General features: G+C 64.4%; 22 protein-coding genes. 14 read left to right on the top strand and 8 right to left on the bottom strand.

Features of this window, described 5'->3' with window-relative positions; translation table 11 throughout:
* Positions 1-7: 7 nt before the first annotated feature.
* The gene (locus SLQ31_RS19730) at positions 8-799 is read right to left on the bottom strand and encodes an HpcH/HpaI aldolase family protein (RefSeq protein ID WP_319435681.1); all 792 of its coding nucleotides are present in this window, start codon (positions 797-799) and stop codon (positions 8-10) included.
* 80 nt (positions 800-879) lie between these two features.
* On the opposite strand from SLQ31_RS19730, the gene SLQ31_RS19725 reads away from it, so the two are divergent.
* Positions 880-2,025 carry an acetyl-CoA acetyltransferase gene (locus SLQ31_RS19725; protein ID WP_319435680.1) on the top strand — a complete coding sequence of 382 codons (1,146 nt, stop codon included), beginning with the start codon at positions 880-882 and terminating at the stop codon, positions 2,023-2,025.
* Positions 2,025-2,456: a Zn-ribbon domain-containing OB-fold protein gene (locus tag SLQ31_RS19720; protein WP_319435679.1), complete on the top strand. Its 432-nt coding sequence runs from the start codon at positions 2,025-2,027 to the stop codon at positions 2,454-2,456. Before SLQ31_RS19725 ends, SLQ31_RS19720 begins: the two co-directional genes overlap by 1 nt.
* Positions 2,457-2,533: 77 nt before the next feature.
* Here the strand turns inward: SLQ31_RS19720 and SLQ31_RS19715 are convergent, their stop codons facing one another.
* Entirely contained in the window at positions 2,534-4,102 is a 1,569-nt protein-coding gene (locus SLQ31_RS19715; RefSeq protein ID WP_319435836.1) for a class I adenylate-forming enzyme family protein, read from the bottom strand.
* Positions 4,103-4,165: 63 nt separating this feature from the next.
* On the opposite strand from SLQ31_RS19715, the gene SLQ31_RS19710 reads away from it, so the two are divergent.
* Positions 4,166-5,020: an SDR family NAD(P)-dependent oxidoreductase gene (locus SLQ31_RS19710; protein ID WP_413642582.1), complete on the top strand. Its 855-nt coding sequence runs from the start codon at positions 4,166-4,168 to the stop codon at positions 5,018-5,020.
* A gap of 2 nt (positions 5,021-5,022) precedes the next feature.
* Here SLQ31_RS19710 and SLQ31_RS19705 read toward each other — a convergent pair whose 3' ends face one another.
* The gene (locus SLQ31_RS19705) at positions 5,023-5,841 is read right to left on the bottom strand and encodes an enoyl-CoA hydratase/isomerase family protein (RefSeq protein ID WP_319435677.1); all 819 of its coding nucleotides are present in this window, start codon (positions 5,839-5,841) and stop codon (positions 5,023-5,025) included.
* Between the two features lie 89 nt (positions 5,842-5,930).
* Here SLQ31_RS19705 and SLQ31_RS19700 point away from each other — a divergent pair, with 89 nt between their 5' ends.
* From SLQ31_RS19700 to SLQ31_RS19675, 6 genes are read left to right on the top strand one after another with little or no spacing between them, the layout of a single operon-like run.
* Positions 5,931-7,181 (top strand): hypothetical protein, encoded by a 1,251-nt coding sequence (locus SLQ31_RS19700; RefSeq protein ID WP_319435676.1) that lies wholly within the window; start codon positions 5,931-5,933, stop codon positions 7,179-7,181.
* Between the two features lie 10 nt (positions 7,182-7,191).
* Positions 7,192-7,998, top strand: a complete 807-nt coding sequence (locus SLQ31_RS19695; protein ID WP_319435835.1) for an enoyl-CoA hydratase/isomerase family protein — start codon at positions 7,192-7,194, stop codon at positions 7,996-7,998.
* Positions 7,995-9,242 carry an acyl-CoA dehydrogenase family protein gene (locus tag SLQ31_RS19690; RefSeq protein ID WP_319435675.1) on the top strand — a complete coding sequence of 416 codons (1,248 nt, stop codon included), beginning with the start codon at positions 7,995-7,997 and terminating at the stop codon, positions 9,240-9,242. The genes SLQ31_RS19695 and SLQ31_RS19690 overlap by 4 nt, the downstream gene beginning before the upstream one ends.
* The gene (locus SLQ31_RS19685; protein WP_319435674.1) at positions 9,239-10,060 is read left to right on the top strand and encodes an enoyl-CoA hydratase/isomerase family protein; all 822 of its coding nucleotides are present in this window, start codon (positions 9,239-9,241) and stop codon (positions 10,058-10,060) included. The genes SLQ31_RS19690 and SLQ31_RS19685 overlap by 4 nt, the downstream gene beginning before the upstream one ends.
* Positions 10,057-10,875: an enoyl-CoA hydratase/isomerase family protein gene (locus SLQ31_RS19680; protein WP_319435673.1), complete on the top strand. Its 819-nt coding sequence runs from the start codon at positions 10,057-10,059 to the stop codon at positions 10,873-10,875. The genes SLQ31_RS19685 and SLQ31_RS19680 overlap by 4 nt, the downstream gene beginning before the upstream one ends.
* Positions 10,872-12,374: a class I adenylate-forming enzyme family protein gene (locus tag SLQ31_RS19675; protein ID WP_319435672.1), complete on the top strand. Its 1,503-nt coding sequence runs from the start codon at positions 10,872-10,874 to the stop codon at positions 12,372-12,374. The genes SLQ31_RS19680 and SLQ31_RS19675 overlap by 4 nt, the downstream gene beginning before the upstream one ends.
* On the opposite strand, the gene SLQ31_RS19670 is transcribed toward SLQ31_RS19675, so the two are convergent.
* From SLQ31_RS19670 to SLQ31_RS19655, 4 genes are read right to left on the bottom strand one after another with little or no spacing between them, the layout of a single operon-like run.
* Entirely contained in the window at positions 12,371-13,963 is a 1,593-nt protein-coding gene (locus SLQ31_RS19670; RefSeq protein WP_319435671.1) for a class I adenylate-forming enzyme family protein, read from the bottom strand. The genes SLQ31_RS19675 and SLQ31_RS19670 overlap by 4 nt on opposite strands.
* 45 nt (positions 13,964-14,008) lie before the next feature.
* Entirely contained in the window at positions 14,009-15,214 is a 1,206-nt protein-coding gene (locus SLQ31_RS19665) for an acyl-CoA dehydrogenase family protein (protein WP_413642524.1), read from the bottom strand.
* The gene (locus tag SLQ31_RS19660) at positions 15,208-16,164 is read right to left on the bottom strand and encodes an acyl-CoA dehydrogenase family protein (RefSeq protein WP_319435670.1); all 957 of its coding nucleotides are present in this window, start codon (positions 16,162-16,164) and stop codon (positions 15,208-15,210) included. Before SLQ31_RS19660 ends, SLQ31_RS19665 begins: the two co-directional genes overlap by 7 nt.
* A gap of 7 nt (positions 16,165-16,171) precedes the next feature.
* Complete coding sequence (locus SLQ31_RS19655) at positions 16,172-17,365, bottom strand: amidohydrolase family protein (RefSeq protein ID WP_319435669.1); 1,194 nt, start codon at positions 17,363-17,365, stop codon at positions 16,172-16,174.
* 132 nt (positions 17,366-17,497) lie between these two features.
* Between SLQ31_RS19655 and SLQ31_RS19650 the strand changes: the two genes are divergently transcribed.
* The 3 genes from SLQ31_RS19650 (at position 17,498) to SLQ31_RS19640 (ending at position 21,322) form a co-directional block, all read left to right on the top strand.
* Entirely contained in the window at positions 17,498-19,132 is a 1,635-nt protein-coding gene (locus SLQ31_RS19650; protein ID WP_319435668.1) for a class I adenylate-forming enzyme family protein, read from the top strand.
* A 113-nt stretch (positions 19,133-19,245) separates the two neighbouring features.
* Positions 19,246-20,382 (top strand): acyl-CoA dehydrogenase family protein, encoded by a 1,137-nt coding sequence (locus tag SLQ31_RS19645; RefSeq protein ID WP_319435667.1) that lies wholly within the window; start codon positions 19,246-19,248, stop codon positions 20,380-20,382.
* A gap of 31 nt (positions 20,383-20,413) precedes the next feature.
* Positions 20,414-21,322, top strand: coding sequence for an LLM class F420-dependent oxidoreductase (locus tag SLQ31_RS19640; protein ID WP_319435666.1), 909 nt, complete (start codon positions 20,414-20,416; stop codon positions 21,320-21,322).
* Here SLQ31_RS19640 and SLQ31_RS19635 read toward each other — a convergent pair.
* Positions 21,309-21,752: a nuclear transport factor 2 family protein gene (locus tag SLQ31_RS19635; protein WP_319435665.1), complete on the bottom strand. Its 444-nt coding sequence runs from the start codon at positions 21,750-21,752 to the stop codon at positions 21,309-21,311. The genes SLQ31_RS19640 and SLQ31_RS19635 overlap by 14 nt on opposite strands.
* Positions 21,753-21,803: 51 nt before the next feature.
* Here SLQ31_RS19635 and SLQ31_RS19630 point away from each other — a divergent pair, with 51 nt between their 5' ends.
* Together SLQ31_RS19630 and SLQ31_RS19625 are read left to right on the top strand one after the other, a co-directional pair.
* Positions 21,804-22,430 (top strand): cysteine hydrolase, encoded by a 627-nt coding sequence (locus SLQ31_RS19630; RefSeq protein WP_319435664.1) that lies wholly within the window; start codon positions 21,804-21,806, stop codon positions 22,428-22,430.
* Entirely contained in the window at positions 22,424-23,542 is a 1,119-nt protein-coding gene (locus SLQ31_RS19625; protein ID WP_319435833.1) for a diacylglycerol kinase, read from the top strand. The genes SLQ31_RS19630 and SLQ31_RS19625 overlap by 7 nt, the downstream gene beginning before the upstream one ends.
* The last annotated feature ends 29 nt before the right edge of the window (positions 23,543-23,571 follow it).

The raw sequence follows: 23,571 nt of genomic DNA, 5'->3' as shown, positions 1-23,571 counted from the left end.
CAACAGTTCAATGCGGGTCGTGGTGCGGGGTAAGGCCGCGGAGTTCGCGAGCACGGGACGTGGCTGCCTGAGTGAACATTCCGACATCCGTGCCCGCACTGACGAACCTCAGCCCGAGATCGGCAAAGCGCTGAAGTTGCGCGACGGACTTGATTCCGGCGATGCCGAAGGTCACGCCGCGCGAGCGGCAGGCGGCGGCCACTGCGCCCACGGCCTCCAGAAAGCGCTCATGTTCGTATTCGCCGTGAATACCCATCTCGGAAGTGAGGTCGCTGGGACCAAGGATGATCATGTCGACGCCGTCGACGGCGGCGATGGCATCGCACGCCTCGACACCATCCGGCGATTCGATCATCACAGCGACCACCGTCTCGCGTTCCAGGACGGCCGTCAGATCAGTGGGCGACAATGCCGCGTAGCCGCTGACCGCGTTGGGTCCGGCGGCCGATCGGTGCCCCAGCGGCGGGAAACGCGCGGCGTGCACCACGCTCTCCGCTTCGGCCTTCGAGTTGACATGGGGGACAATAACTCCGACGGCACCGCTGTCCAGGACACGAGCAATCAAGGTCGGTTCCTGTGAGGGCACCCGCACCAAACCCGAAATGCCCGCACCCAGGGCGCTGACGCACAACATGCCCGCGGTCTCCACCGACGTGGTGGTGTGTTCGAGGTCGACGTAGATGGCGTCGTAGCCGCATGCCGCCGCGATCGCCGGAACATCCGGAGTCCGGGCGTTGATCAGCGCCAGGCACAGAACGAGCCCGTCCTGGGTGAGCGCTGCCTTCAAAGACCCGGCCATGACCCCACCCTAGCTGAGCGAGAACGATCATTTCCACAGATACGAAAAAGACGTTCTCAAATGTGGTAATCATGGTACCCATGACGAGCAGGAGGGTTGCGATCGTGGGGGCCGCCCTGTCGGATTGCGGCCGGGTCCCGGACAAGACCGCCGTTGGGCTCATGGCGCAGGCCAGCCGCCGCGCCGTCGAAGACGCGGGTCTCACCAAGGACGCCGTTGAGGGATTCGGGTCCCACGGTGCGCTGCAACCGCCGATCGAGGTCGCCGAAAACCTGGGGCTCAGGCCGAGCTGGATCGACTCGACGAACGTGGGCGGATCCTCGTGGGAGGTCATGGCACAACATGCGGCAGCGGCCATCGCCACCGGTGAGATCGACATCGCCCTGCTCACCTACGGCTCGACGGCGCGCTCCGACGTCAAGCGTCAACTCCGAGGTTCGACCGCCGCGATGCCCACCGCTGGGGCCATGCAGTTCGAGGCACCGTACGGTCACACCTTAGTGGCCAAGTATGCGATGGCCGCCCGCCGTCACATGATCGAATTCGGCACGACCACTGAACAACTCGCCGAAGTCGCAGTCGCTGCCCACGAGTGGGGAGCCATGAACGACATTGCGTTCGACCGGGAGCGGCTCACTCCGGATGACGTTGCCAACGCGCCGATGGTCGCTGATCCGTTTACTGCGAAGCACATCTGTCTGCGTACCGACGGCGGAGGCGCCGTGGTGCTCGCCAGCGAAGATATCGCGCGGAACTGCGCCAAAGCGCCCGTCTGGATTCTCGGGACCGACAGCGCGGTGTCCCACGTGAGCATGTCCCAGTGGGGTGACTTCACGACGTCTGCGGCGGCACGGTCGGGTCCTGCAGCATTCGCCAAGGCCGGGGTCACTCCCGCCGACATCGACGTGTGCCAGCTCTATGACTCGTTCACTGCGACAGTGCTGTTGATTCTGGAGGATTTGGGCTTCTGCGCGAAAGGCGAAGGTGGTCCTCTGATTGCATCGGGTGCCCTGAGACCGGGCGGCTCACTGCCGACCAATACCGATGGTGGCGGGCTTGCATCATGTCACCCCGGCATGCGTGGGATGTTTCTGATGGTCGAGGCGGTGCGTCAACTTCGCGGCGAATGCGGCGAAAGGCAAGTAGCCGGAGCGGAGCTGGCCTGCGTGAGCGCCATGGGGGGCTTCTTCAGCCACAGCGCCACCATGATCCTAGGCAGACAATGATGACACCGAGTGCAGCGCCGGACCGGCCCACACCCGACACCGACACCGTGGCGTGGTGGGACCGGCTACGTCAGCACGAGCTGACGTTCCAGCGCTGCCGGGCCTGCGGACGTCCCTGGCTCTATGTGCGTTCGGTGTGCCCATTCTGCTGGAGCGAGGACATCGAACTCGAACAGGCCAGCGGACGCGCCCGGCTCTACACCTGGAGCGTCGTGCACCAAAACGGCCCGCCCTTCGCCGACCGCGTCCCGTACATCGCGGCCATCGTCGACCTCGTCGAGGGCCCGAGGCTGATGACCACCATTGAAGACTGCCCCGTGGCCGATCTACGGGATGGCCTGGACGTGCAGGTCGTCTTCCGCGACACCGAAGACGGATGGACGTTCCCCAACTTCCGTCCGGTTCTATTACACGCCCCGCTGAGCGGATGAACGCACCCTCTCCCATTTCGATATCGGACAATCACGCCCGAATTTAGCCGCTGGCAAGAAGTTTCAGTCGACGGAACTCAGCTCAACCGCGCCGCGCTCTGTCGCGGGCGGCCCTGGGATCCGGCCTCGAGTTTTGTTCGCTCCACCTTGCCGTTGGCGTTGACGGGCAGCGGCTCATCCCAGATCACCAACTCCTCGGGCAGCTTGTACTTCGGTAGGCCCGCGAGTGTGAGGCTTTCAATGACGACGCCCAGGGTGAGGTCCGACTCCGGATCGACCTCAACGGCGACGACCAGACGTTCCCCAGTCGTGGGGTCGGGCACCGAGTAGCCGGCACTATGGCGCACTCCCGCCAACAGGTTGATCGCCTCTTCTACTTCGGCGACCGGGATCTTCAGCCCGTTGCGAATGACGATGTCCCGAAGGCGTCCGACGATACGGATCCAATCGTCCTTCACCTCGGCGACATCGCCGGTGCGAAACCATCCGTCGTCGAAGGCGTGACTGTCGTCCTCGGGATCGGTGTAACCCAGGAACGCATGCGGACCGCGGATACAGCACTCGTTCGGATCCAGCGCCGAGCCGATCCGGATCTCGACATCGTCAAGAGGCACACCGTCATAGGCGTGGCGAAGCTCCTCGGGATCCCCGCGATGACCCGAGGTGCTGGTCGGCACCTCCGAAGAACCATAGGCGCGCATCACCACGATGCCGAAGTCGCGTTCGATCCGTTCGACCACCCGCCGATCGAGCATCGTCCCGCCCAGATAGACCGCGCGCAGCGGAACCTTCTCGCCGGTCCGGACCGCTTCATCCAAAAGCCGGTCCAACAGTCGGTCGGGACCACCGAACCAAGTGCCCCCGGACGCAACGAGCAACCGGAACGTCGCAGCGGGGTTCCAGCTGTCTTCCAAGATCACTGGCGCAGTGAGCATCGGACCCAAAAACAGCACCTGTAAGGCCCCGGTCACCGAGGCGAACGGGCTCACGACAAACAACCTGTCATCCGAGTCCAGCCCCGCGGCAACGATATGGTTCGCCGCGGCCTTACCCAGGGTGCTCAGCGAGTGAATGACGCCCTTCGGCCTGGACGTGGTGCCGGAGGTGTAGAGCACCACCGCCGGCTTATCCGCGGCGCGGTGCGGTTCCAGCGCCACCGAAAACTCAGCACCCTCCTCGGCGGCCGACGCCAAGTCGATCCACGTGCACCTGTCGTCGAGGTCGGCCTCGGCGAGCCACCGTGCTGGCCCGATCCCCAGCTGCACGTCAGCGCTGGTGACGATGTCGGCCAGGTGGGCACGCCCAGCGTTCAGTGGTACCAACAGCGCCACCGCGTCGGCCCGTAACACCGCGTGCACGGCCACCACGGAATCGAGATCATTACCGACCGCCAGCAGCACCGGAGTTCCCGGGGTGACCCCAAATGATCTCAACGCCAATGCCGCTCGGTCCACCAGCTGATCGAGTTCGGTGTAGCTAATCGCGCCTGAGCGAGTGATCACCGCAGTCGCAACACCGTTTCGAGCAGCTGCCGCGCGAACCAAATCGAGTGGGTCACTGGACCAGAAGCCTCCTGCGCGGTAAGCGTCTCGCAACGCGTCGGCGCGCTCGTCGGCTCGATCCAGGATATTGGCTGCGGCGTTCATGCTGCCCCTTTGCGTGAGTGTCATTCTTCCATTTGTAAATGTAGTGTCTCGGACATGGAAACGATGATTTTCAATGGCAAGGTCGCCATCGTGACCGGAGCGGGCGGCGGATTGGGGCGTTGTCACGCCCTCGAGCTCGCTAAACGAGGAGCCCAGGTCGTAGTCAATGATGTCGGCGCCTCAGTGGACGGCACCGGCGGGTCGGCCTCGGCCGCCGCCGCGGTTGTCGAAGAAATCACCGCGGCCGGCGGCACCGCCGTCGCGAACCACGATTCGGTAGCCAGCCCCGAAGGCGGGCAGGCGATCATCCAGACCGCGTTGGACGCCTTTGGCAGAGTGGACATCCTGGTCAACAATGCGGGAATTCTGCGTGACGCCGCCTTCAAGAACATGACCGCCGAACAGGTTGACGCTGTGCTGGAGGTGCATCTCAAGGGCGCGTTCAATCTCACCCGCGCGGTATGGCCGGTCATGCGCGACCAGAACTACGGCAGGATCATCCAAACATCGTCTGGCAGTGGATTGTTCGGCAACTTCGGTCAAGCCAACTACGGCGCCGCCAAGATGGGTCTTGTCGGCATGATGCACGTGCTGGCAATCGAAGGCGCGCGCAGTGGGATCGCAATCAACGCGATCGCGCCCATTGCGCGCACCCGCATGACCGAGACCATCATGGGCGAAGCCGCGGCGAAGCTGGATCCCGAATTCGTCACGCCGGTGGTGCTTTACCTCGCGCACGAAAGTTGTGACCGGACCGCGCACATCTATTCCGTCGGCGGCGGCATGGTCAAACGGGTGTTCATCGCGACGACAGCTGGAATCGACGACCCCAGCCTGACCCCTGAGTCGGTGGCAGCCAGCATCGATCAGATCGACAACAGTGACACCTTCACGATCCGGGGTGGCCTGGCGAATTGAGCTCAGCGGCCGCGGAACTGTGGCGGTCTGCGCTCCATGAACGCTTCGATGCCTTCCCTGTGGTCTGCGGTGCCCGCGATGATCTCCTGTGCCCATGCTTCTTGTTCGAAGGCGCGACTGCGATCCGACTCGGAGGCCACGGCCAGTAGTCGCTTGGTTAAGGCCATCGATACCGTTGGCCCCAGCGCGAGCCGACCGACGAGGTCATCGGCTACGTGTGTCACCTCAGCGGGGGCCGCGACCCGATTAACAATGCCGAACCGTTCGCACGTTGCGGCATCGATCGCGTCGCCAAGCAACAGAATCTCCGTCGCACGTCGAAGACCGACCACCCTGGTGAGCAGGTGAGCCGCGCCGGCGTCGGGAAGGATACCGCGACGGACGAAAACCTCTACGAGACTTGCAGTTTCCGACATCACGACCAGGTCGCATGCCAGAACCAGGCTGGCGCCGGCCCCCGCCGCGGTACCTTGCACCGCCGCTACCACCGGCTTCTCGCAGTCCAGAATGGCTGCGACCAGGGCCTGCCAACCCTGCTGGAGCATCCGCGCGACATCTCCGACCCGACGCTCGGATGCACCCGCGGCTGGCTGCACCGATGACGCGCCCAATGCCGCTCCCGTGCAGAAATGCCGCATGCCGGTTGATGTCAACAGAACGGCGCGTACCTCGCCTGAGGTACTGAATTGGCGGAAGGCAGCAGTGATGGCATCGCGCGCCTGTGGGGTCAGTGAGTTCGCTGCGTGCGGGCGGTCGATGAGCACCGTCCCGACGCCACGCTCGTCCACCGATACCGTGACTCCGGACACCTCTTCGGACATGACGTCGGGCCTCCTGTAAACGTTGATTCTCGTTTTCGGGTACGTTGTTTCCACTAGGCTACGTTGTGATGTGAAGAGGAGAACCTGGGATGGCTGAGACCGGACGGATTACCGACGAGGCGGTCGCCCGGTTACGAGCCACCATCGGTATAGCCGTGCCCCATACCCAGCCACCGCATTACTACCGCCCCAACGATGACGCCTTCAGGCATGTCGCCGAAAGCTACGGTGACCCCAACCCGCTGTGGTCGGATCCGCAGTACGCCGCCAAGACTCGCTGGCGGGGCACCATCGCGCCGCCGGCGCTTATAGGCGGCGATACCCTGGTCGGTGAGGACGAGGTGGTCTCGCTCTCCGACGAGGACCGCGCAATCACCAAAGGTGATCCGCTGCGCGGCGTTCACGCCTTCTACGCGTCGTCCTCCCGCGAATGGTGGGCGCCGCTACGTCCCGACAAGCGGGTCTTCCGTCGCAACGCACTGGTCGCCGCACTCGATAAGGAGAGCAGTTTCGCGGAACGAGCCGTGCACGAGTGGTCCGCGCAAGTCTTCCGGGATGAGGACGGCACGATCCTGGCAGGCCAGTACCGCAACATGATTCGCACAGAGCGAACGAAGGCGCGTGAGCGCGACAAGAACTCTGGCGTCGAGTTGAAGACGTGGACCGACGAAGAACTGGCCGCAGTCGATCAGCAGTATGCGTGTGAAGAGCCCCGCGGCGATCGACCCCGATACTGGGAGGACGTCTCCGAAGGTGACACCGTCGGCCCCCTGGTCAAGGGTCCGCTCACCGTGACCGACATGGTCTGTTGGCACGTGGGCATGGGTACGGGCATGTACGGGGTCCGGCCACTTCGGTTGGCCTGGCGCAACCGGCAACGGATCCCCCGCTTCTACAGTCGCAACCAACAGGGTGTTCCTGATGTGCAGCAGAGGGTGCACTGGGATCCAGATGCGGCGCGAAATGCCGGTAATCCGACCACCTTCGACTATGGGCGGATGCGCGAAACCTGGCTGATTCATCTGTGCACCGACTGGATGGGTGACGACGCCTGGTTGTGGAAACTCGACTGCGAGTTCCGCCTATTCAACTACGTCGGGGACCTACACACCGTGTGCGGCACCGTCGTCCGTAAGTACCTCGCCGACGGCGATCGACCCGCAGTGGACCTCGAGCTGTCGGCGACCAATCAGCGCGATGAGGTCACCGCGCCAGGCCGGGCGACGATCCTATTGCCGAGCCGCGAGCACGGAGAGGTCAGGCTGCCCGACCCGCCCGGTGCGGCAAGCGATCTCCAAGAACTTCTCGGTGCGGTCGCCGCTGACTTCGCGAAAAAGTAGTTACGACGCCATGACTTACAACACCGTGCCCGGCCTGATCGCAGTACTCGAAGAAAACGTGCTGCACTTGACCTTGGACCGCTCGGCGCAACGCAACGCGATCGACGACGTGATGCTCGACGCGCTTATCGCAAATGTTGAGGCAGCTGGGCAGGACGAAGACGTTCGCGTCATCCGAGTCGACGCCCTCGGTCCCGATTTCTGCGCAGGCGCCGATCTCATCGCCCGCAACGTCAAGACTGAACGCAAACCACGCGTGGGCAGCATGCAGCGTCGCCTGCCGAGCAAGGCCAACCGCCTCATTCCGCTGATGGCCTCGGTGCAGACCCCCATCGTCTGCGTCGTCCGGGGATGGACAGCAGGTTTGGGCTTTCATCTTGCGCTGGCTGCGGACTTCTGTCTCGCCGCTACCGATGCTCGACTGTGGGAGCCCTTCATGGCCCGCGGCTTCACCCCTGACAGCGGCGCCGCATGGTTACTGCCACGAGTCATCGGCTTGGTCCGAAGTCGGCAGCTGCTGATGCTAGGCGAGGAGCTCAGCGGGGCCGACGCGGCGCAATGGGGAATCATTCACGCTGCGTATCCAACTGAAGATCTCAGTGCTGCAGCCGATTCGTTGATCAACCGGCTGGCCGACGGACCGACGGTCGCGCTCGGGTTGACGAAATGGCTTCTGCATACCGGCCAAGGGCTCGACCTGGAACGGCACCTCCAGAACGAGGCACTGGCCCTGGAGTTGTCGAGCCGTAGCGACGATTTCCGCGAGGGTCTATCCGCGTTCCGCGACAAGCGTGCGCCGTTATTTCAGGGACGATGAGCCGCCTTCACATCGACCAGAACAGCAGCGTCGGCGAAGCCGTTGCCGCGGTCCGCACCTGGATCGAGGTCGAGCTCCCGACGTCGTGGCAGCTGGCCGCCCGCCAGGGCTTGGCCGCACTTCGCGCCATCCGATCGCCCCGGCAATATCGCCAGTGGTATCCCACCTTCGCCTATTCCGGTCTCGTTGCACCCAATTGGGCATCTGAGCATGGCGGGTTGGGCCTCAGCGAACCGGCGACACGTGCCGTGGAGAAGGAGCTCGAACCCTACAACCTCTACCGCATGAACCAACTTGGCCTGCACAACGCCGCGGCCGCGCTGTTCAGCTATGGCACCGAGGAACAACGCCGCCGGTTCCTGCCGCCGATTGTCACCAACGAGGAGCACTGGTGCCAGCTGTTCAGCGAGCCCGGCGCCGGTTCCGATTTAGCGTCGCTGGCGACTCGCGCGGAGCGTGACGGCAACGACTGGGTCGTGACCGGGCAGAAGGTCTGGACCACTGCGGCCGACGTGGCCGATTTCGGCCTCCTGCTGGCTCGCACCGACCCCGGTCAGCCCAAACACCGCGGCATCACTTACTTCATCGTGAGCATGCGTCAACCTGGCGTCGAAGTTCGGCCGCTGCGGCAGATCACGGGCGAGTCCGAATTCAACGAGGTCTTTCTCACTGAGGCGCGCGTGCCCGACGCGCACCGCATCGGCGAAGTCGGCGACGGCTGGACCGTCAGCGCCTCCACGTTGGCCAGTGAGCGCCAGATGGTCTCCGGCACCGGCTCTGGTGGCGTCGGGCGCCTCGGTGGATCAGGCGCTGACCGACTCATCGAAGTCGCCCGCGACAACGGGCGATGGAACGACCCCGTCGTACGGCAGCAAGTCATGAGGCTGTGGGCTGAGGAGCAAATTCGCGGCTGGACCAACGCACGCGTTCGCTCGGAACTGGCTGCCGGCCAATCCCCTGGACCCGCGTCGTCGATTGGCAAGGTCCACCAGGCGACGCTGAATCAGCAGATCCAAGATCTGATGGTCGATCTTCTTGGTACCGACGCGCTGGCATGGCACGCATCCGACGATGCCGACGCGCTGCCCGGGGAAGTGCGCGGAATGATGCGCAGCCTCGCCAACGGCACCGAAGGTGGGACGACCGACATCAACAAGAACATTCTCGGCGAACGCGTCCTTGGCCTACCGAAGGAACCCGATCCCTGGAAAGGGAAACCATGGAAGGAGGTGCCCCGATCATGACCGACTACCAGCGGCTGATCGTCGAAAAGGCCGACGGGATCGGATGGCTGATCCTCAACCGTCCGCAAACCGGCAACGCCTTCGACTCTCTGATGCTCGATGAACTCGAAGCAGCTTGGGCCGAGCTCGATGCCGACCCGGCCGTCAGGGTCATCGTCAACACCGCCGAAGGGTCCGCCTTCTGCACGGGCATGGACCTGGGGCAGATCGCGAGTGACCGAGATGCGATGCGACGCCATTCCCGTCGCACCCGTGACGCCGAATTACGGATCTCTTCATGGCAGTGCGACGTGTGGAAGCCCGTCATCGCGGCTGTCAACGGTGTGTGTGCAGGGGGAGGTCTGCACCTGGTGGCTGACGCCGACATCGTTCTCGCCTCCGACACCGCGACCTTCCTCGATCCGCACGTCTCCGTCGGGCAGGCGGTCGCCTACGAGGCGATCACCCTGATTCGCACTTCACCCATGGAGGCGATAACCCGAATGACATTGGCCGGCAAGGGGGAACGACTCAGCGCGCAACGCGCCTACCAGCTGGGCATCGTCGGGCAAGTGGTTGCCCCTGACCAACTCCGCAATGCCGCACAACAGGTGGCCGCCGCAGTTGCCACCAACTCCCCCACTGCGATGATGGCCACTAAAAAAGCGCTCTGGGCTTCCCTGGAGTTGGGCCTGAGCGATGCGCGCCGCGCCGGTCTGCGCTCCGCCGCAAGCATGTCCGGCCATCCCGACCAGACCGAGGGCATCCGGGCTTTCATCGACAAGCGACAGCCACGCTGGCAATCGCTCACTCCCCCCGCGACATTGGAGGCGTTATGACCACACCCGAGCGGTATACCAACTACCAGCGGTTGATCGTCGAGCGGCGCGGGCCGGTGGGATGGATCATCAACAACCGGCCCGAGCGGCTCAACGCGTACGACGATCTGATGCGCCAGGAGTTCCGGCGCGCATGGACCGAACTCGACGCGGACCCAGAGGTCATCGTCATCGTGCACACGGGCAACGGGCGCGCTTTTCAGACCGGCGCCGATATGTCCGATATGGACGGTGACGCCATTCTGCAATTCGAGGACACGCTTCGGACGCTCGACCTGGGGCTGACTGCGTGGCACATGAAGGTCGACAAACCGGTCATCACCGCTGTCAATGGTGTCTGCGCGGGTGGGGGCCTGCACTGGATCGCCGACGCCGATATCGTCATCGCCGCTTCCGATGCCACCTTCGTCGACCCGCACGTCTCGATTGGCCATGTCAGCGCCCTGGAAACCATTGCGCTGATGCGCAAGATGCCCGCCGAAGCAGTGCTGCGGATGGCGCTGGTCGGCAGCCACGAAAAGCTCACCGCGCAGCGGGCCTACGAACTGGGCATGATCAGCCAGGTCGTCGACCCCTCGGAACTTCGCGAGGTTGCCCAGGAACTCGCCGAAAAGGTTGCCCGCAATTCACCGGCCGCGATGCAGGCGACCAAACGCGCGCTGTGGGCGGCACTGGAGTGGGGGCTGACTGACGCGTGCAAAGTCGGCGCAGGGCATCTGACCTCAATGTGGGGACATCCCGATCAAAGCGAGGGACCCAACGCGTTCGCCGAGAAACGCGCACCGCAATGGCTGCCGTTGGACTCCACGTCATGACACTCGCCGACCTGCTGATGTCGATACCCGACGAAGCCGTCCACACGCTGGACGCCACCGTCGGGCGCAGTGAGCTGACCGACAGCGCGGACTCGCTGTGTGAGGCTCTGGTGCAGTTGGGCCTGCAACCCGGCCAAGTGGTCGCCGCCATGCTGCCCAACGAACCGACCACGGTAGCCGCGTTGTTCGGTACGTGGCGCGCCGCAGGCGTTTACACACCGCTCAACCCGCGCACCGTCGATCGCGAGCTGGCAGACCTGCTTGAGACATTGCGGCCTGCCGTGGTGCTCACCACGACGGCGCTCGCGCACCGCTTCGACACTTACCGCGAGTGCGGTCTGCACGTCATCACCGCCGACGACCTTGCCTGGAGCGTGCGGCCGTCGCCGAAGCCAGCCACCGAACTCCGGTCCTACGACCTGGGTGTCGCCCTCTTGCAATTCACTTCGGGAACGACCGGTCGGCCAAAACCGGTGCCGCTGCGGCACGCGACTGTCCTGGACCTGATCGACCGACTCCTGGCCACCCTGCGGGGAACTACTACGCGAACATCCACCAAGGCCCCGATGCCGAACGTCGTACCGGTCTCGTTGTCACTGTGGGCTGGCATCTACCAGATTCTGTTTGCGTTCCGCGCGGGCGCCGGCGTGGTGCTGATGGACCGCTTCTCACCGCAAACCTTCGCCGCACTCGTGGCTCGATACCAGATCAAGTCAACGGTGCTGCCGCCCGCCGCCTTGACCATGATTCTGCAAGACGACGACGTATCTGATCTGGTTCCGCTGCGGATCGTGCGGAGCATTACCGCGCCCCTGTCGCCGGTCCAGGGACGCCGCTTCAAGGACCGCTTCGGGGTCATCGTCCTCAACTCCTACGGCCAGACCGAGTTGGGCGGCGAGGTCGTCGGGTGGACCACCGCCGACGCCCGGGCGTTCGGCGAAAGCAAACTGGGCTCGGTTGGCCGGCCCTTGGGGGGCATTGACGTTGAGGTGCAGGCCGACGAGATCATGGTTCGTACACCCACCACCCTGGCCCGCAAAGTTGATCCGGCGTTCCACGACCGGCTGACCGACGACGGCTGGTTCCACACCGGTGACCTCGGCTGGTTCGATGACGACGGCTTCCTATGGCTCGACGGGCGGGTCTCGGACATGATCAACCGTGGCGGCCTCAAAGTGTTCCCTGGGCAGGTCGAAGACGTCCTCCTGGCGGCACCAACGGTCCGCGATGCCGCAGTCGTCGGGGTGCCTGATGACCGGCTCGGCGAGGTGCCATGGGCGTTCGTCGTTTCCAGTGGGCCCAGCCGCGATGACGCGGCCCTGATGGCGTGGTGCCGGGAGCGGCTGACCGCATACCGGATCCCAGCCCGGATCGTCGGCATCGAGGTACTTCCGCGCAACGAGATGGGCAAAGTCGTCAAGCGTGACTTGGTGGCTCTGGCCCAACAGATCAGAGAAGAGGAGGCGGCGGAACCGCCACGGGACGAGGGAAAAGCCTAGGGTCTTGCGAACGTGCTGCGCAGCTCTTTCTTCAGCACTTTCCCAACCAGGTTTCTCGGCAACGTATCCACGAGTTCCAGTCGCTCGGGGTATTTGTGCCGACTCAGCCCCCGCGAACGGCAATGCTCGACCAGCGACTCCAACGACACGTCGCGGCCCGGCACCGACACCACGACCGCGCAAACCCGCTCTCCCGTAAGCAAATCGGGCACGCCGATCACGGCGACGTCGGCGACTCCGGAGTGGGTGATCAGGTGGCCCTCGACCTCCAACGCCGAGATGTTCTCGGCATTGCGGATGATGGCGTCCTTGATACGACCGGTGACGCGGACGTTTCCATCGGAGTCGAGCAATCCAACATCACCTGTGCGAAACCAGCCCTGTGGGTCGAACGCATCAGCATCCAGCGCAGCATCGACGTAACCGAGGAAGCATTGCGGCCCCTTGAGTCGTAGCTCACCCTCCTCACCTACTGCGACATCCACGCCCTTGGCGTCGACAACGCGCACGCTCACCCCTGGAACCGTCGGCCCGACCGTGTTGTCGAGCACCTCGGGCCGCGCGTCCGGTCGCGGTGAAGTCGCGACCGGGAATTCGGTCAGTCCCCACGCATTGGCGACGCCGGGCACTGCGAGCGTCTCCCGCACCTGACGCCCCAGTTCCGGTGTGATGGGGGCGCCGCCGGCCAGGCAGGCCCGCAGCGTCGGGAACAGCGGGGACGCGCCATGATCGGCCTGAGCTGCCATGAACGCCACGAAGAACGGAGTGGCGCTACCCAGGAATGTCGGGTTGTGTGCAGCGATCGCGGCTGGGGTCGTCGACGGATCGAACGCGTCGAACAGCACCAACTGCATACCGGTGAGCAGGCCGCTCGCCAACATCGTCGCGCCACCGATGTGCGAGATCGGGAAGGCTAGCGGGTTGACGTCATCGCTGTTGGCCCCAACCATGCCCACCACACCGGCAGTGCTTGCCAGCACCGACCGGTCAGAGTGCCGAATTCCCTTGGGGGCGGCCGTGGTTCCCGATGAGTAGTAGATCCATCGTGTCTGGGCGCTCGGCGCGGGCGGATCGGGTAACGCACTGAGGTCACCGCTGGGCAGCCGCAACGTACCCACGGACGGGGGCGTCTCGTGGTCGAGGACGATAACGCCGAACCCGTGGCGCACCGCGAGAGCACGAGCGAGGGCACCATGGTCGAATCCGCGCCAGATCTGCGGCACCAGCACGAACTCGGCGGCGACCTGACCGGTGATGAAATCGACCTCGTTCTCCCGCAGCATCGGCACGATCGGGTTCTGCACGGCTCCCAACCGCGTGAGCGCCACCATGACAACCATCGTTTCCAGGGTGGTCGGCAGCTGCCACGACACCACGCTTCCCTGGCCAATGCCGGCTTCTGCGAACGCCGCGGCGGTCGCACAAGCGGCGTCGCGCAGCTCTCGGTTCGTCAGACTGCGCCCGTGCTGGTCTAGCAGGATGACCCGGCTCGGATGCAGCTCGGCGGCGGCGGCGACCAGCTGCCAATACGTGCCGTAGCGGTCGAACGTCACCTCGGGACTCGCAGCCGAGTACCGCGCGATCGGCATGCCATCAGTTCTCGCACGCGCCGGGAGTGCCGGCCGGCCGGGGCGTCATGAGCTCGGCAGCAGCAGCCGACGCTTAGCCAGGATGTTGTGCATCACTTCCGAGCTTCCTCCCGAGACTGTGTATGCCCGTGACCATAGCCAACATTCCCGCAACCGATCTCGAGCCTTCCCAACCTCCGCGTCCTCGGGCAACGCCGGGACCGCCGATGATGCCAGCGCGGCACCGAACGCCGCCACCGTGTGGTACGTCTCGGCGAAACTGATCTTCGCGATCGCCGCGTCTCCCGGGGCCTCGCCGCCGACGATCATCCGCTCGACGTGATCATCGATGAACGCCTTTGCCACCTCCACCTCGACGGCCAGTTCGGCGATTTGTTGGCGCACGTCGTCGAGTTCGAGCGCGGGACGCCCGTCGATCTTCAGGTGTCGAGCGACTAGCACCAGATCTTCCACCAGCAGATCCAGCAGCGCGACATTGCCGCCGATGCTGAACCGCTCAAACTCCAAGCCGGCCATGATGATCGACCAGCCCTGTCCAACCTCGCCGACCACCAACTCAGCAGTCAGCTGCACGTCATTGAGAAAGACTTCGTTGACCTCGATGGACTCACCCAACGTCCGGATCGGCCGTACTTCGACGCCGTCAGCCGACATCGGCACCAAAAACATCGTCAAACCGTGATGGCGCACCGACGCGGGATCGGTCCTGACCAAGGCCAAACCCATATCGGCCCAGTGACCGTCGGTGATCCAGATCTTCTGCCCGTCCAGAGTCCAGGTCCCATCGGCGTGTGCGGTGCCGCGAGTGCGCACCCCGGCGATGTCGCTGCCGGCATCGGGTTCGCTGAGCAACTGACACCAGACGTGCTCTCCGAGCCGGACGCGCGGTAGGTAGGTGATCTTCTGGGCCTCTGAGCCGAAGTGAAGCAGCACGTGCGCTGCCAGGTTGCTCTGGTCGATCGGCCTGGGCGCGCGGGCACGCAGGATCTCCTCGCTCACGATGCGATCATGCAGCGGATGATGGTCTGCCCGCCCGCCGTGCTCCACCGGCCAGTCGCCACCGACGAAACCTTCGGCGTACAACGACCCCAACCACGTTCGCAGCAGCGTCTCTTCATGCGCGTCGTCCGGGGCACGACATCCCTCGCGAGCCACGATCGGCGGAGCGTTTTCCGCGATGAAGGTGCACACCTGATCTCGGAATGCCTCCAGTTCCCGGTTGGTGGGCCGGGGGCGCTGACTGTTCACCATCCGGACACCTCGGCGAGCAGCGCCCGGCTAGCGCGCGCGGTGCCGAACATCCAGGCGTCGACGGACGCCCGACGAAGCTCGTGATGCAGCGGGTACTCCCAGGTGAAGCCGATACCCCCAGACAATTGCATGCACTCGTCGACGGCGTCGGTGACCTTCGCCGCGACGAAGGCGTGGGCGGCCGCGGCGAGCTCGTCGGCGCAATGCCCTTCGGCTGACTTGCGAGCCGCCTTCATGACGATCGCGCGCGCCTTCGCCTCCAAAACCACCAGGTCGACCAACCGATGCTGGATCGCCTGGAAACTGGCGATTGGCGCACCAAAGGCCGTCCGCGACCGCAAGTATTCCGTCAGCCGCTCCACGGCCTGCGACAGCGCCCCAAGTGCGTCGGCGCTGACCAACAGCTGAGCTACGATCCGCAACTCGTTGGCGCGCGCGGCGTCTCCGATCCGGATGCCGGTCGTTGTGGAGACATCAATGCACCAGCTCGTTCGCTCGACATCCAGTGACTCGCCGTCGACCCGGCGGGGCAGGTCCTGGGGCGTCTCGATCAAATGCAGGCCGTCACGACCCGCTGTCACGAGGATGTCCAACTTGTCGCCGCCGACGACACGCACCGTGCGATCTGCTCGTGCGAATCCACCGATCTTGGTGCCCTTCAATAGATCTGGAAGCCAGCGGCTGCGCAACTCATCGGGTGCGCTGGCCAGTGCGCCGGCAGCGACAGCCGAGGCCAGCCACGGCGTGCAATCACGCGCCCTACCGAGTTCCTCTGCGATCAAACAACTTTCGACCGGCCGCCACCCCGCCCCGGAGAACTCTTCACCGACGAGCAGCCCCATCCAGTCCATGGCCGCGAGGTCCTCGATAGCGACCTTCTCGCCACGCTCGGCCAAGAACTCCCGCGCCGAGAGCCGCAGAAAGTCCAGATCGACGTCGTCCGCACCCATCCGCCGGCTAACCCCTCACGAGCAGTTGGTCAGCGTTCCCACGCATGATCCGTCGCTTGCTCGCCTCATCGAGGGGGTCCAGCAACTTGACGAAGTCGGCGGGTTCGGCCATACCCTCGGCGTGCGGGAAATCCGACCCCATGACCAGGCACTCGTCGTAGCCCAGGCTGGTGACGATGGCCGGGATGTCATCCTCGGGATAGGGGACGACCCGGACATGGCGGCGGAAAATGTCGGACGGCCGTTCGGTTAGCTTGCCGCCGATCCACGGTCCGTTACGGCCCATGCCGCGGCTCTTGTCCATGTGACGGACGAATTGTGGAATCCATTCCGCGCCGTGCTCGGCAACGAGGACGTTCAACCCCGGAAAGCGGCCGAACAGGTTGTCGAAGATGAGCGCGGACAACGTGTCCTCGATGGGGCGCTGGCCGTAGATGTTCATCCACTGCCACGCCGACATGTGCCACGACGCGGGATTCGGGTTGTGGCCCCACGCGGGTGAGATCGCGTCGAAATACCAAAACGGCTGGATGTGGAAGGCCAGGACGCAGCCAGCTTCCTGCAATCGTGCATATATCGGGTCGAAGTAGGGGTCGCCGGGCGACCGTCCATAAGCAGGGCCGGTCGGCAACAACACCACACGGGCGCCCTGCTCGATGATCGCCTCGGTCTCCGCGACGGCGGAGTCGATGTCGCGCAACGAGAGCAGAGCCGTGGCGAACAGTTTGTCCTGATAGTTGAAGCCCCACGTCTCGTCGAACCAGCGGTTGAACGACCGGATGTTGGCGTACAGCGCCTCGGTGTCGTCGACCCAGTGCTCGGCCGCCAACGCCAGGATGGACGGGAAGAGCACGACACGTTCCACGTTCTGCTGAGCCATGAGTTCGAGGCGCGGGGCGCGCTCGACGAACTCGGGGCGCATGGGCTGAGGCTCGTAGGTTTCGTCGGGGTTGCCCGATCCCATCTGCTTGAGCATCTCTTTTAGCGAGCCGGGCCGATAGGCGAGGTCGAAGCCCAGCCCCCCCTCGCTCTGGAAAGTTGCGATGCGGTGGCCAGCAAGGATTACCTCTTGGCCGTCGGCTCCGCGGATCGGCAGGATCGTCCGGTCCAGGAACTCCTTGGGCAGATAGCGGGTGAAGGAGTCGCGTGTCTCGTAGCAGTGAGTATCACAATCAAATATTCCGTACTCAAGAGTCGTCATCGGCTTCAGCAGCTCCCTCGCTGGAATGAGAATCACCATATTCGGTTTCAAGAAGGATACTATCCTTTAGCTGGAAATCACCATCCCGGACCCATCACGATGGCCATGAAGGACGCGAGGTTCGCAAGCGCTATGCCGTTCCCTGAGATCATTCCGACGATCCCGGCTTTGCTGCGTTCAAGTTCAATGCGTCACGGAGAGAAGGCATTTCTGGTCGCGGATGGCCAGACGCTGACCTACCAAGAGCTTGACCGCCGTTCCGCTCGACTGGCGACAACGCTCCTGGCCGAGGGCATCGGAAAGCGCGATCACGTCGGCATCCTGATGCCCAACAGCGCTGATTGGGCCATCGCGTGGTTCGCTGTCACCCGTATCGGTGCCGTCGCCGTGCCGATGAATACGTTCTACAAAGCCAAAGAACTCGCGTGGACCGCGCGGCACGCCGACCTTCGGGCCCTGCTGATATGGCCGAACTTCCGTACGAATGACTACCTGGCCAGACTGGAGGAAGCCCTTCCAGGCCTCGCCGAGCAGGAGCAACCGGGTACGCTCAGACTCACCGAAACGCCCTATCTCCGGACCATCGCAGTGTGGGGACCCAACGATCGCGCGTGGGCGACCACAATCATCGACGACCAGTCGGCTGCGGCCAACAACAGTGAATCTGCTTCAGCTGCAGATTTTTTGGAGGCTGTGGAAGCAAACGTGACCCCCGCTGACGATGTCGTGATCATCTACACTTCAGGCAGCACCGGCGACCCGAAGGCCTGCGTGCACACCCACGGTGCACTGGTCCGTCACACCTACAGCCTGACCTACCTCTACGTCGTGACCGAGCAAGACGTGCTCTTTACGTCCATGCCGTTCTTCTGGGTAGGCGGCCTGATCACCGGGCTGAATGCGGTGATCCACCACGGCGCCACCATGCTGACCCAGCCGGCGTTCGACGCCGCTGAGGCGCTCGAGCTGATCGAGCGTTACGGAGCGACCATCACGCTGGGTTGGGCGCAGCAGGGCCGAACCTTGTCAGAGCACCCAGATTTCGGGCAACGCGATCTGTCCTCGGTGCGCCGAACCAGTATGCCGGCGATGGTCTCCCCTGACCGACGACCCCCACCAACAGGGTCGGATTCACTTGGTATGACTGAACTTTGCGGTAACCACCTGGGTTTCGACCCCTACATCGCGCAGCCCGAGCATCGTCGCGGCACGTTCGGCCCATCGCTGGACGGACTCACCCACCGCATCGTCGATCCTGAGACTGGACTGGAGCAACCCACGGGTATGGCCGGTGAAATCTGGGTCCGCGGCTACTCGCTGATGCAAGGGTTTTACAAGCGGGAGCGCGAAGACGTCTTCACCCCGGACGGGTACTACCGGACCGGCGATGTCGGCGTCGTCGACGCCGACGGCTGGGTCACTTACACCGGCCGGCTGGGCGACATGATCAAGACCGGCGGCGGCACCAACGTCACCCCCACCGAGGTCGAGGCCGCGCTGACCGCCTACGAAGGAGTCCTTGAGGCCTACGTCGTCGGGGCCACCGACGGGGAACACGGAGCGGTCGTCGCTGCCGCGGTAGTGGCCCGTCGCGACAGCGTGTTGGACGGCGAGGGCCTGCGGACACGGCTACGCGGGGATCTGGCGGCCTACAAGGTGCCCAAGTACATCTGGGTCGCCGACAAACAGGACCTGCCGTTCACCGATAGCGGAAAAATTCACAAGACCGCGCTCGCTGACCAATTGACCCGACTGATCACGCACTGAAAGGAACCCCTTGGCCCTGCGCATTGCAGATTCCGGCATGCAGATTCCGGCATTGGCCGAGCTGCAGCTCGGCACCGACGGCCGACTGCTGGCTGGGGCAGTTGTTGTCACACATGCCCGGTGAGGAGCATCACGAGCTACGCGAGAACGTGCGCGCGTTCTTGGAGGCGCGGTCGCCGAGCAGCGCCGTGCGCGCCGCGATGGAGACGGACCGCGGCTACAGTCGCGACGTCTGGCAGCAACTGGCCAGTGAGCTGGGACTGCACGGTATCGCCGTGCCCGAGGAGTTCGGCGGCGCCGGTGCCGGCATGACCGAACTCGCCGTCGTCTACGAGGAAATGGGACGAGCACTGCTGTGCGCACCGTTTTTTTCCACCGTGGCTATGGCCATCCAGGCGGTGCTGAACAGCGGTGACGACGCGGCGATGACGCAGTTGCTGCCGACTTTCACCGACGGATCGACAACCGCAACGCTTATCTTCAACGGAGAACTGGCCCCCTGGTGTGCATCGCGGGTCACCATGACTGCCAGGTGCCGCGGGTCGGTCTACGAGATTGACGGCAGCGCGGCGATGGTGCTCGACGGCTATACCGCTGACGTAATCCTGCTTGCCGCCCGCACCCAGGCCGGAATATCGCTGTTCGCGGTGCGAAGCACAGCGGCCGGACTGCACCGCCGACGCAAGTGCACCCTCGACCGCACTCGCAAGGTCGCCGAGCTGCATTTCGACGGTGTCAGAGCCGACCTCATCGGCACCGAAGGCGGTGCCGAACCAGGGCTACAAAGGACCTCAGATTTGGCAATCCTCGCGCTCAGCGCCGAGCAGGTCGGGGGTGCCCAGCGGTGCCTGGACATGGCAGTCGACTACGCCAAGCAACGCGTGCAATTCGGTCGGCCGATCGGCAGTTTTCAGGCCGTCAAACACCGTTGCGCCGACATGTTGGTCCGGGTTGAGTCGGCGCGATCCGCAGCGCTACACGCCGCGCAGGTGGCCACCGCCGGTACCACCGAAGATCTGGCAATTGCGGCCTCCGTGGCCAAGCTGTACTGCTCCGAGACGTTTCTGAGCGCCGCTACTGACAGCATGCGCATCCATGGTGGCATCGGTTTCACCTGGGAGCACGACGCCCACCTCTATGTCCGCCGGGCAAAGGCGAGTCAGCTTATGTTCGGAAGCCCTGATCTGCACGCACAGCGCCTCGCGCAACTCGTTGATGACGGCCGGAGCCGGCCGTTCAGCCCCGTTTGAAAACAATGTCCCAAACCGAAGGAGCTACCCCATGAGTCCACTGTTCTCGTTCGAATTGCCCACCCACCGGGTAGACCAGCCGAACGAATTCGTTACTGGCGCGGCAGTCGCGGACGTCGCCCGAGAGGCGCAGGCGGCCGGGTTTGCCGCTGTGCACGTCACCGACCATCCTGCGCCCGATGCGAAATGGCTTGACCACGGCGGTCATCACGCCCTCGACCCGTTTGTCGCCCTCTCGTTCGCGGCCGCCGCCACCTCAACACTCAAGTTGCTCACCAACATCTACGTCGCCGCGTACCGCAATCCGTTCTTGGGCGCAAAGTCGGTGCAGAGCCTGGACATCCTCTCCGGCGGACGACTCATCCTGGGCACCGCAGCGGGCTATCTCAAGCCCGAATTCGCAGCGCTCGGAATCGATTTCGAGACCCGAGGCGCTCTGCTCGACCAAGCTCTCGACGTCTTGGTCCAGACGCTGACCGGCGAAGACACGGCATATGACGGACCAAACTTCTCGGCCCGGGGTGTCCGACTTCGCCCCCTTCCGGTCTCGCGGCCGCACCCTCCCATCTGGATCGGCGGAAACAGCAAAGCCGCCGTCCGTCGTGCTGTGTCGAAATACCAGGGGTGGGCCCCGTTCGCCACGGTCGGCTACGCCAAGAGTTCCCGTACCGCCGAGATCTCCGACGTCAACGACCTCGAAGCCGCGATCGGCTGGGCGCGCCAGTACGCCAGCGAGATCGGCCGCACCGCACCCCTGGACATCTGTTTCTCCGCCGGTACCCTGCTCGACCAGAACAAGTCCCTCGACGAGCGTCACGCTACGCTGCGCCGCCTCGTCGACGCAGGCGTAACCTGGCTCACCGTAGTGGGATCCGGCGATGATCGCGCCGCGTTGATCGAGGGCATTCGCTCCTTTTCGAAGGAATTCATTCAGGGGTAGCCCGCATCAAACTCAGCGCGGAATAGCCGTCCACACTGATCCTGCGCGAAGAAAACAGCCACCGCCCTTCCACTGGTACTAGTACGTCGCGGTAGCGGCCCCAATGATCCACGCCGACATCGGTGAATACCACGAAGTAGCTACTCACCTCGACGCGTTCGCTGGTCACGGCGCTGAACAGCACGCTCGAAACATGGTGCCGCACATGCGTAAGCGGCGTTGGGCGTGCCGGTGAGCCGCCCATCTGCGCGCCGAGGCCGGCGGCGATTGCCGCCGGTCCCACCATCGGCTCACCACCGGTGAAGTCGAGAACTCCGTGCGGCGCGAAACATTGCGCGAGATCGTCAAGTCGGAACCTGTCGGTTCCTGCTGTGTAATCGGCCAGCGTCTGCCGCACCGACTCGCGGACGGCGATCTCCCACGTATCCATTGTCCTCGTTCCTTGACACAAGTGTTCCCAAAAACGATAACCTCTATTCTCATGCCCGCACCGAAACTCGCCGAGCTTCTCAATCCCGCCACCACCGCTCTGGTCACCCAGGAATGCCAGGGGGGCGTAGTCGGCCCTCACGCCGGCCTGGCACTGCTGGCTGACGAGGCCCGCCGTGAGGCGATTCCCAATATCGGCAAGCTGCTGCAGGCTGCCCGCGCCGCCGAAGTCACGGTGGTGCACTGCTTAATCCAGCGCCGCCCAGATGGTCGCGGATCCAATACCAACGCTAGGCTTTTCGCCTCCGGCAAGTCGTTCAGCGTCGATCTCTCACCAGGCAGCGAGGGCGGTTCGGTGCTCCCCGAGTTCGGTCCTGAGCCCAGCGACCTGGTGCTGACCCGTACTCACGGTCTGGGCCCGATGACCGGCACCGACCTCGACTCCGTGCTCCGCAACCTGGGCATCACCACGATCGTCGGGGTCGGGGTCTCAGTCAACGTCGCCATCCAGAACTTCGTCATGGATGCAGTCAACCGCTCCTTCCAATTCGTGCTGCCCCGCGACGCCGTCGCCGGCTACCCCCGGGCCTACGCCGAATCCGTGATCGACAACACCTTGTCCCTCCTGGCCACCGTCACCACCAGTGCCGACATCATCGCCGCTTGGAACCCATCGTGAGCACCGGCGTCGCGGCCCGCCCCGTGGGCGCAGACACCGCCGACCGCCGATTGCGTGTCGTGCAATGGGGCACAGGGCCGGTCGGCGCGGCGTCGCTGCGGGGCATCGCCGCCCGACCCGATCTAGATCTCGTCGGGGTCTGGGTGTCCAGCCCGGCCAAGGCGGGCCGGGATGCCGGTGACCTCGCCGGCTTGGACGTTGCGCTCGGCGTGACCGCGACACAGGATGCCGACCAGCTGTTCGCGCTCGCACCCGATGCGATCCTGTACAACGCCCAGGCCGACGAGCGCCCCATGGAAGCTCTCGCTGACCTCTGTCGCATCCTGGCCGCCGGTATCAACGTGCTCGCCAGCGGCCCGACGCTGCTTCAGTACCCCTACGGTGCTGTTCCCGCGGAAGCTATCGCCCAGGTGCAGGATGCCGCGCTCGCTGGGAACGCTTCACTGTGGGTTAACGGGATCGATCCGGGATTCGCCAATGATGTTCTGCCGCTGCTGCTAACCGGGGTGTGCACTCGCATCGACTCCGTGCGCTGTCTGGAGCTACTCGACTACTCCACCTACGCCAACCACGACATGATGTTCAACATGATGGGCTTCGGCCGACCCCTCGATTACGTCCCGATGATCTCGATGCCGGGAATGCTGAGCACGGCACTGGCTGTCACCGTCCGACAGTTGGCCGCCGCACTCGGAAGCGAGCTCGATGAGGTGACCGAACACTACGATCGCCGGATCGCCACCGAAGAACTGCACGTAGCGGCGGGCACCATCGAAGCGGGAACAACCGGCGCAATGCGTTTCGGCGTGGACGGCCGCATCCAGGGTCGGGCGGTGTTCAGCCTCGAGCACGTCACCCGCCTGCATCCCGATCTCGCGCCGGAGTGGCCCAAGCCGGCTGGGAAAGGGTCCTACCGAGTCGAGGTGCGCGGCGATCCGGATCTGGACCTCGATCTGCGACTGAGCGGCCCGGACGGCAACCCAGTCACGGCCGGATTCTCACTCACCGCAATGCGATTGGTCAACGCAGTGCCTGCGGTATGTGCCGCTCGGCCCGGCCTTATTACCGCTATCGATCTGCCGCTGGTCGTCGGTCGCGGGCTGGTCGCCTGATGGCGTGCGATAACGGCATGGAAATTGAC

Origin of the sequence: Mycobacterium sp. RTGN5 (assembly GCF_033804465.1) — a bacterium.
Lineage (GTDB): Bacteria > Actinomycetota > Actinomycetes > Mycobacteriales > Mycobacteriaceae > Mycobacterium.
Note: the sequence above shows the minus strand (reverse complement) of the source record. Positions and strands in the feature narration are given on the sequence as shown.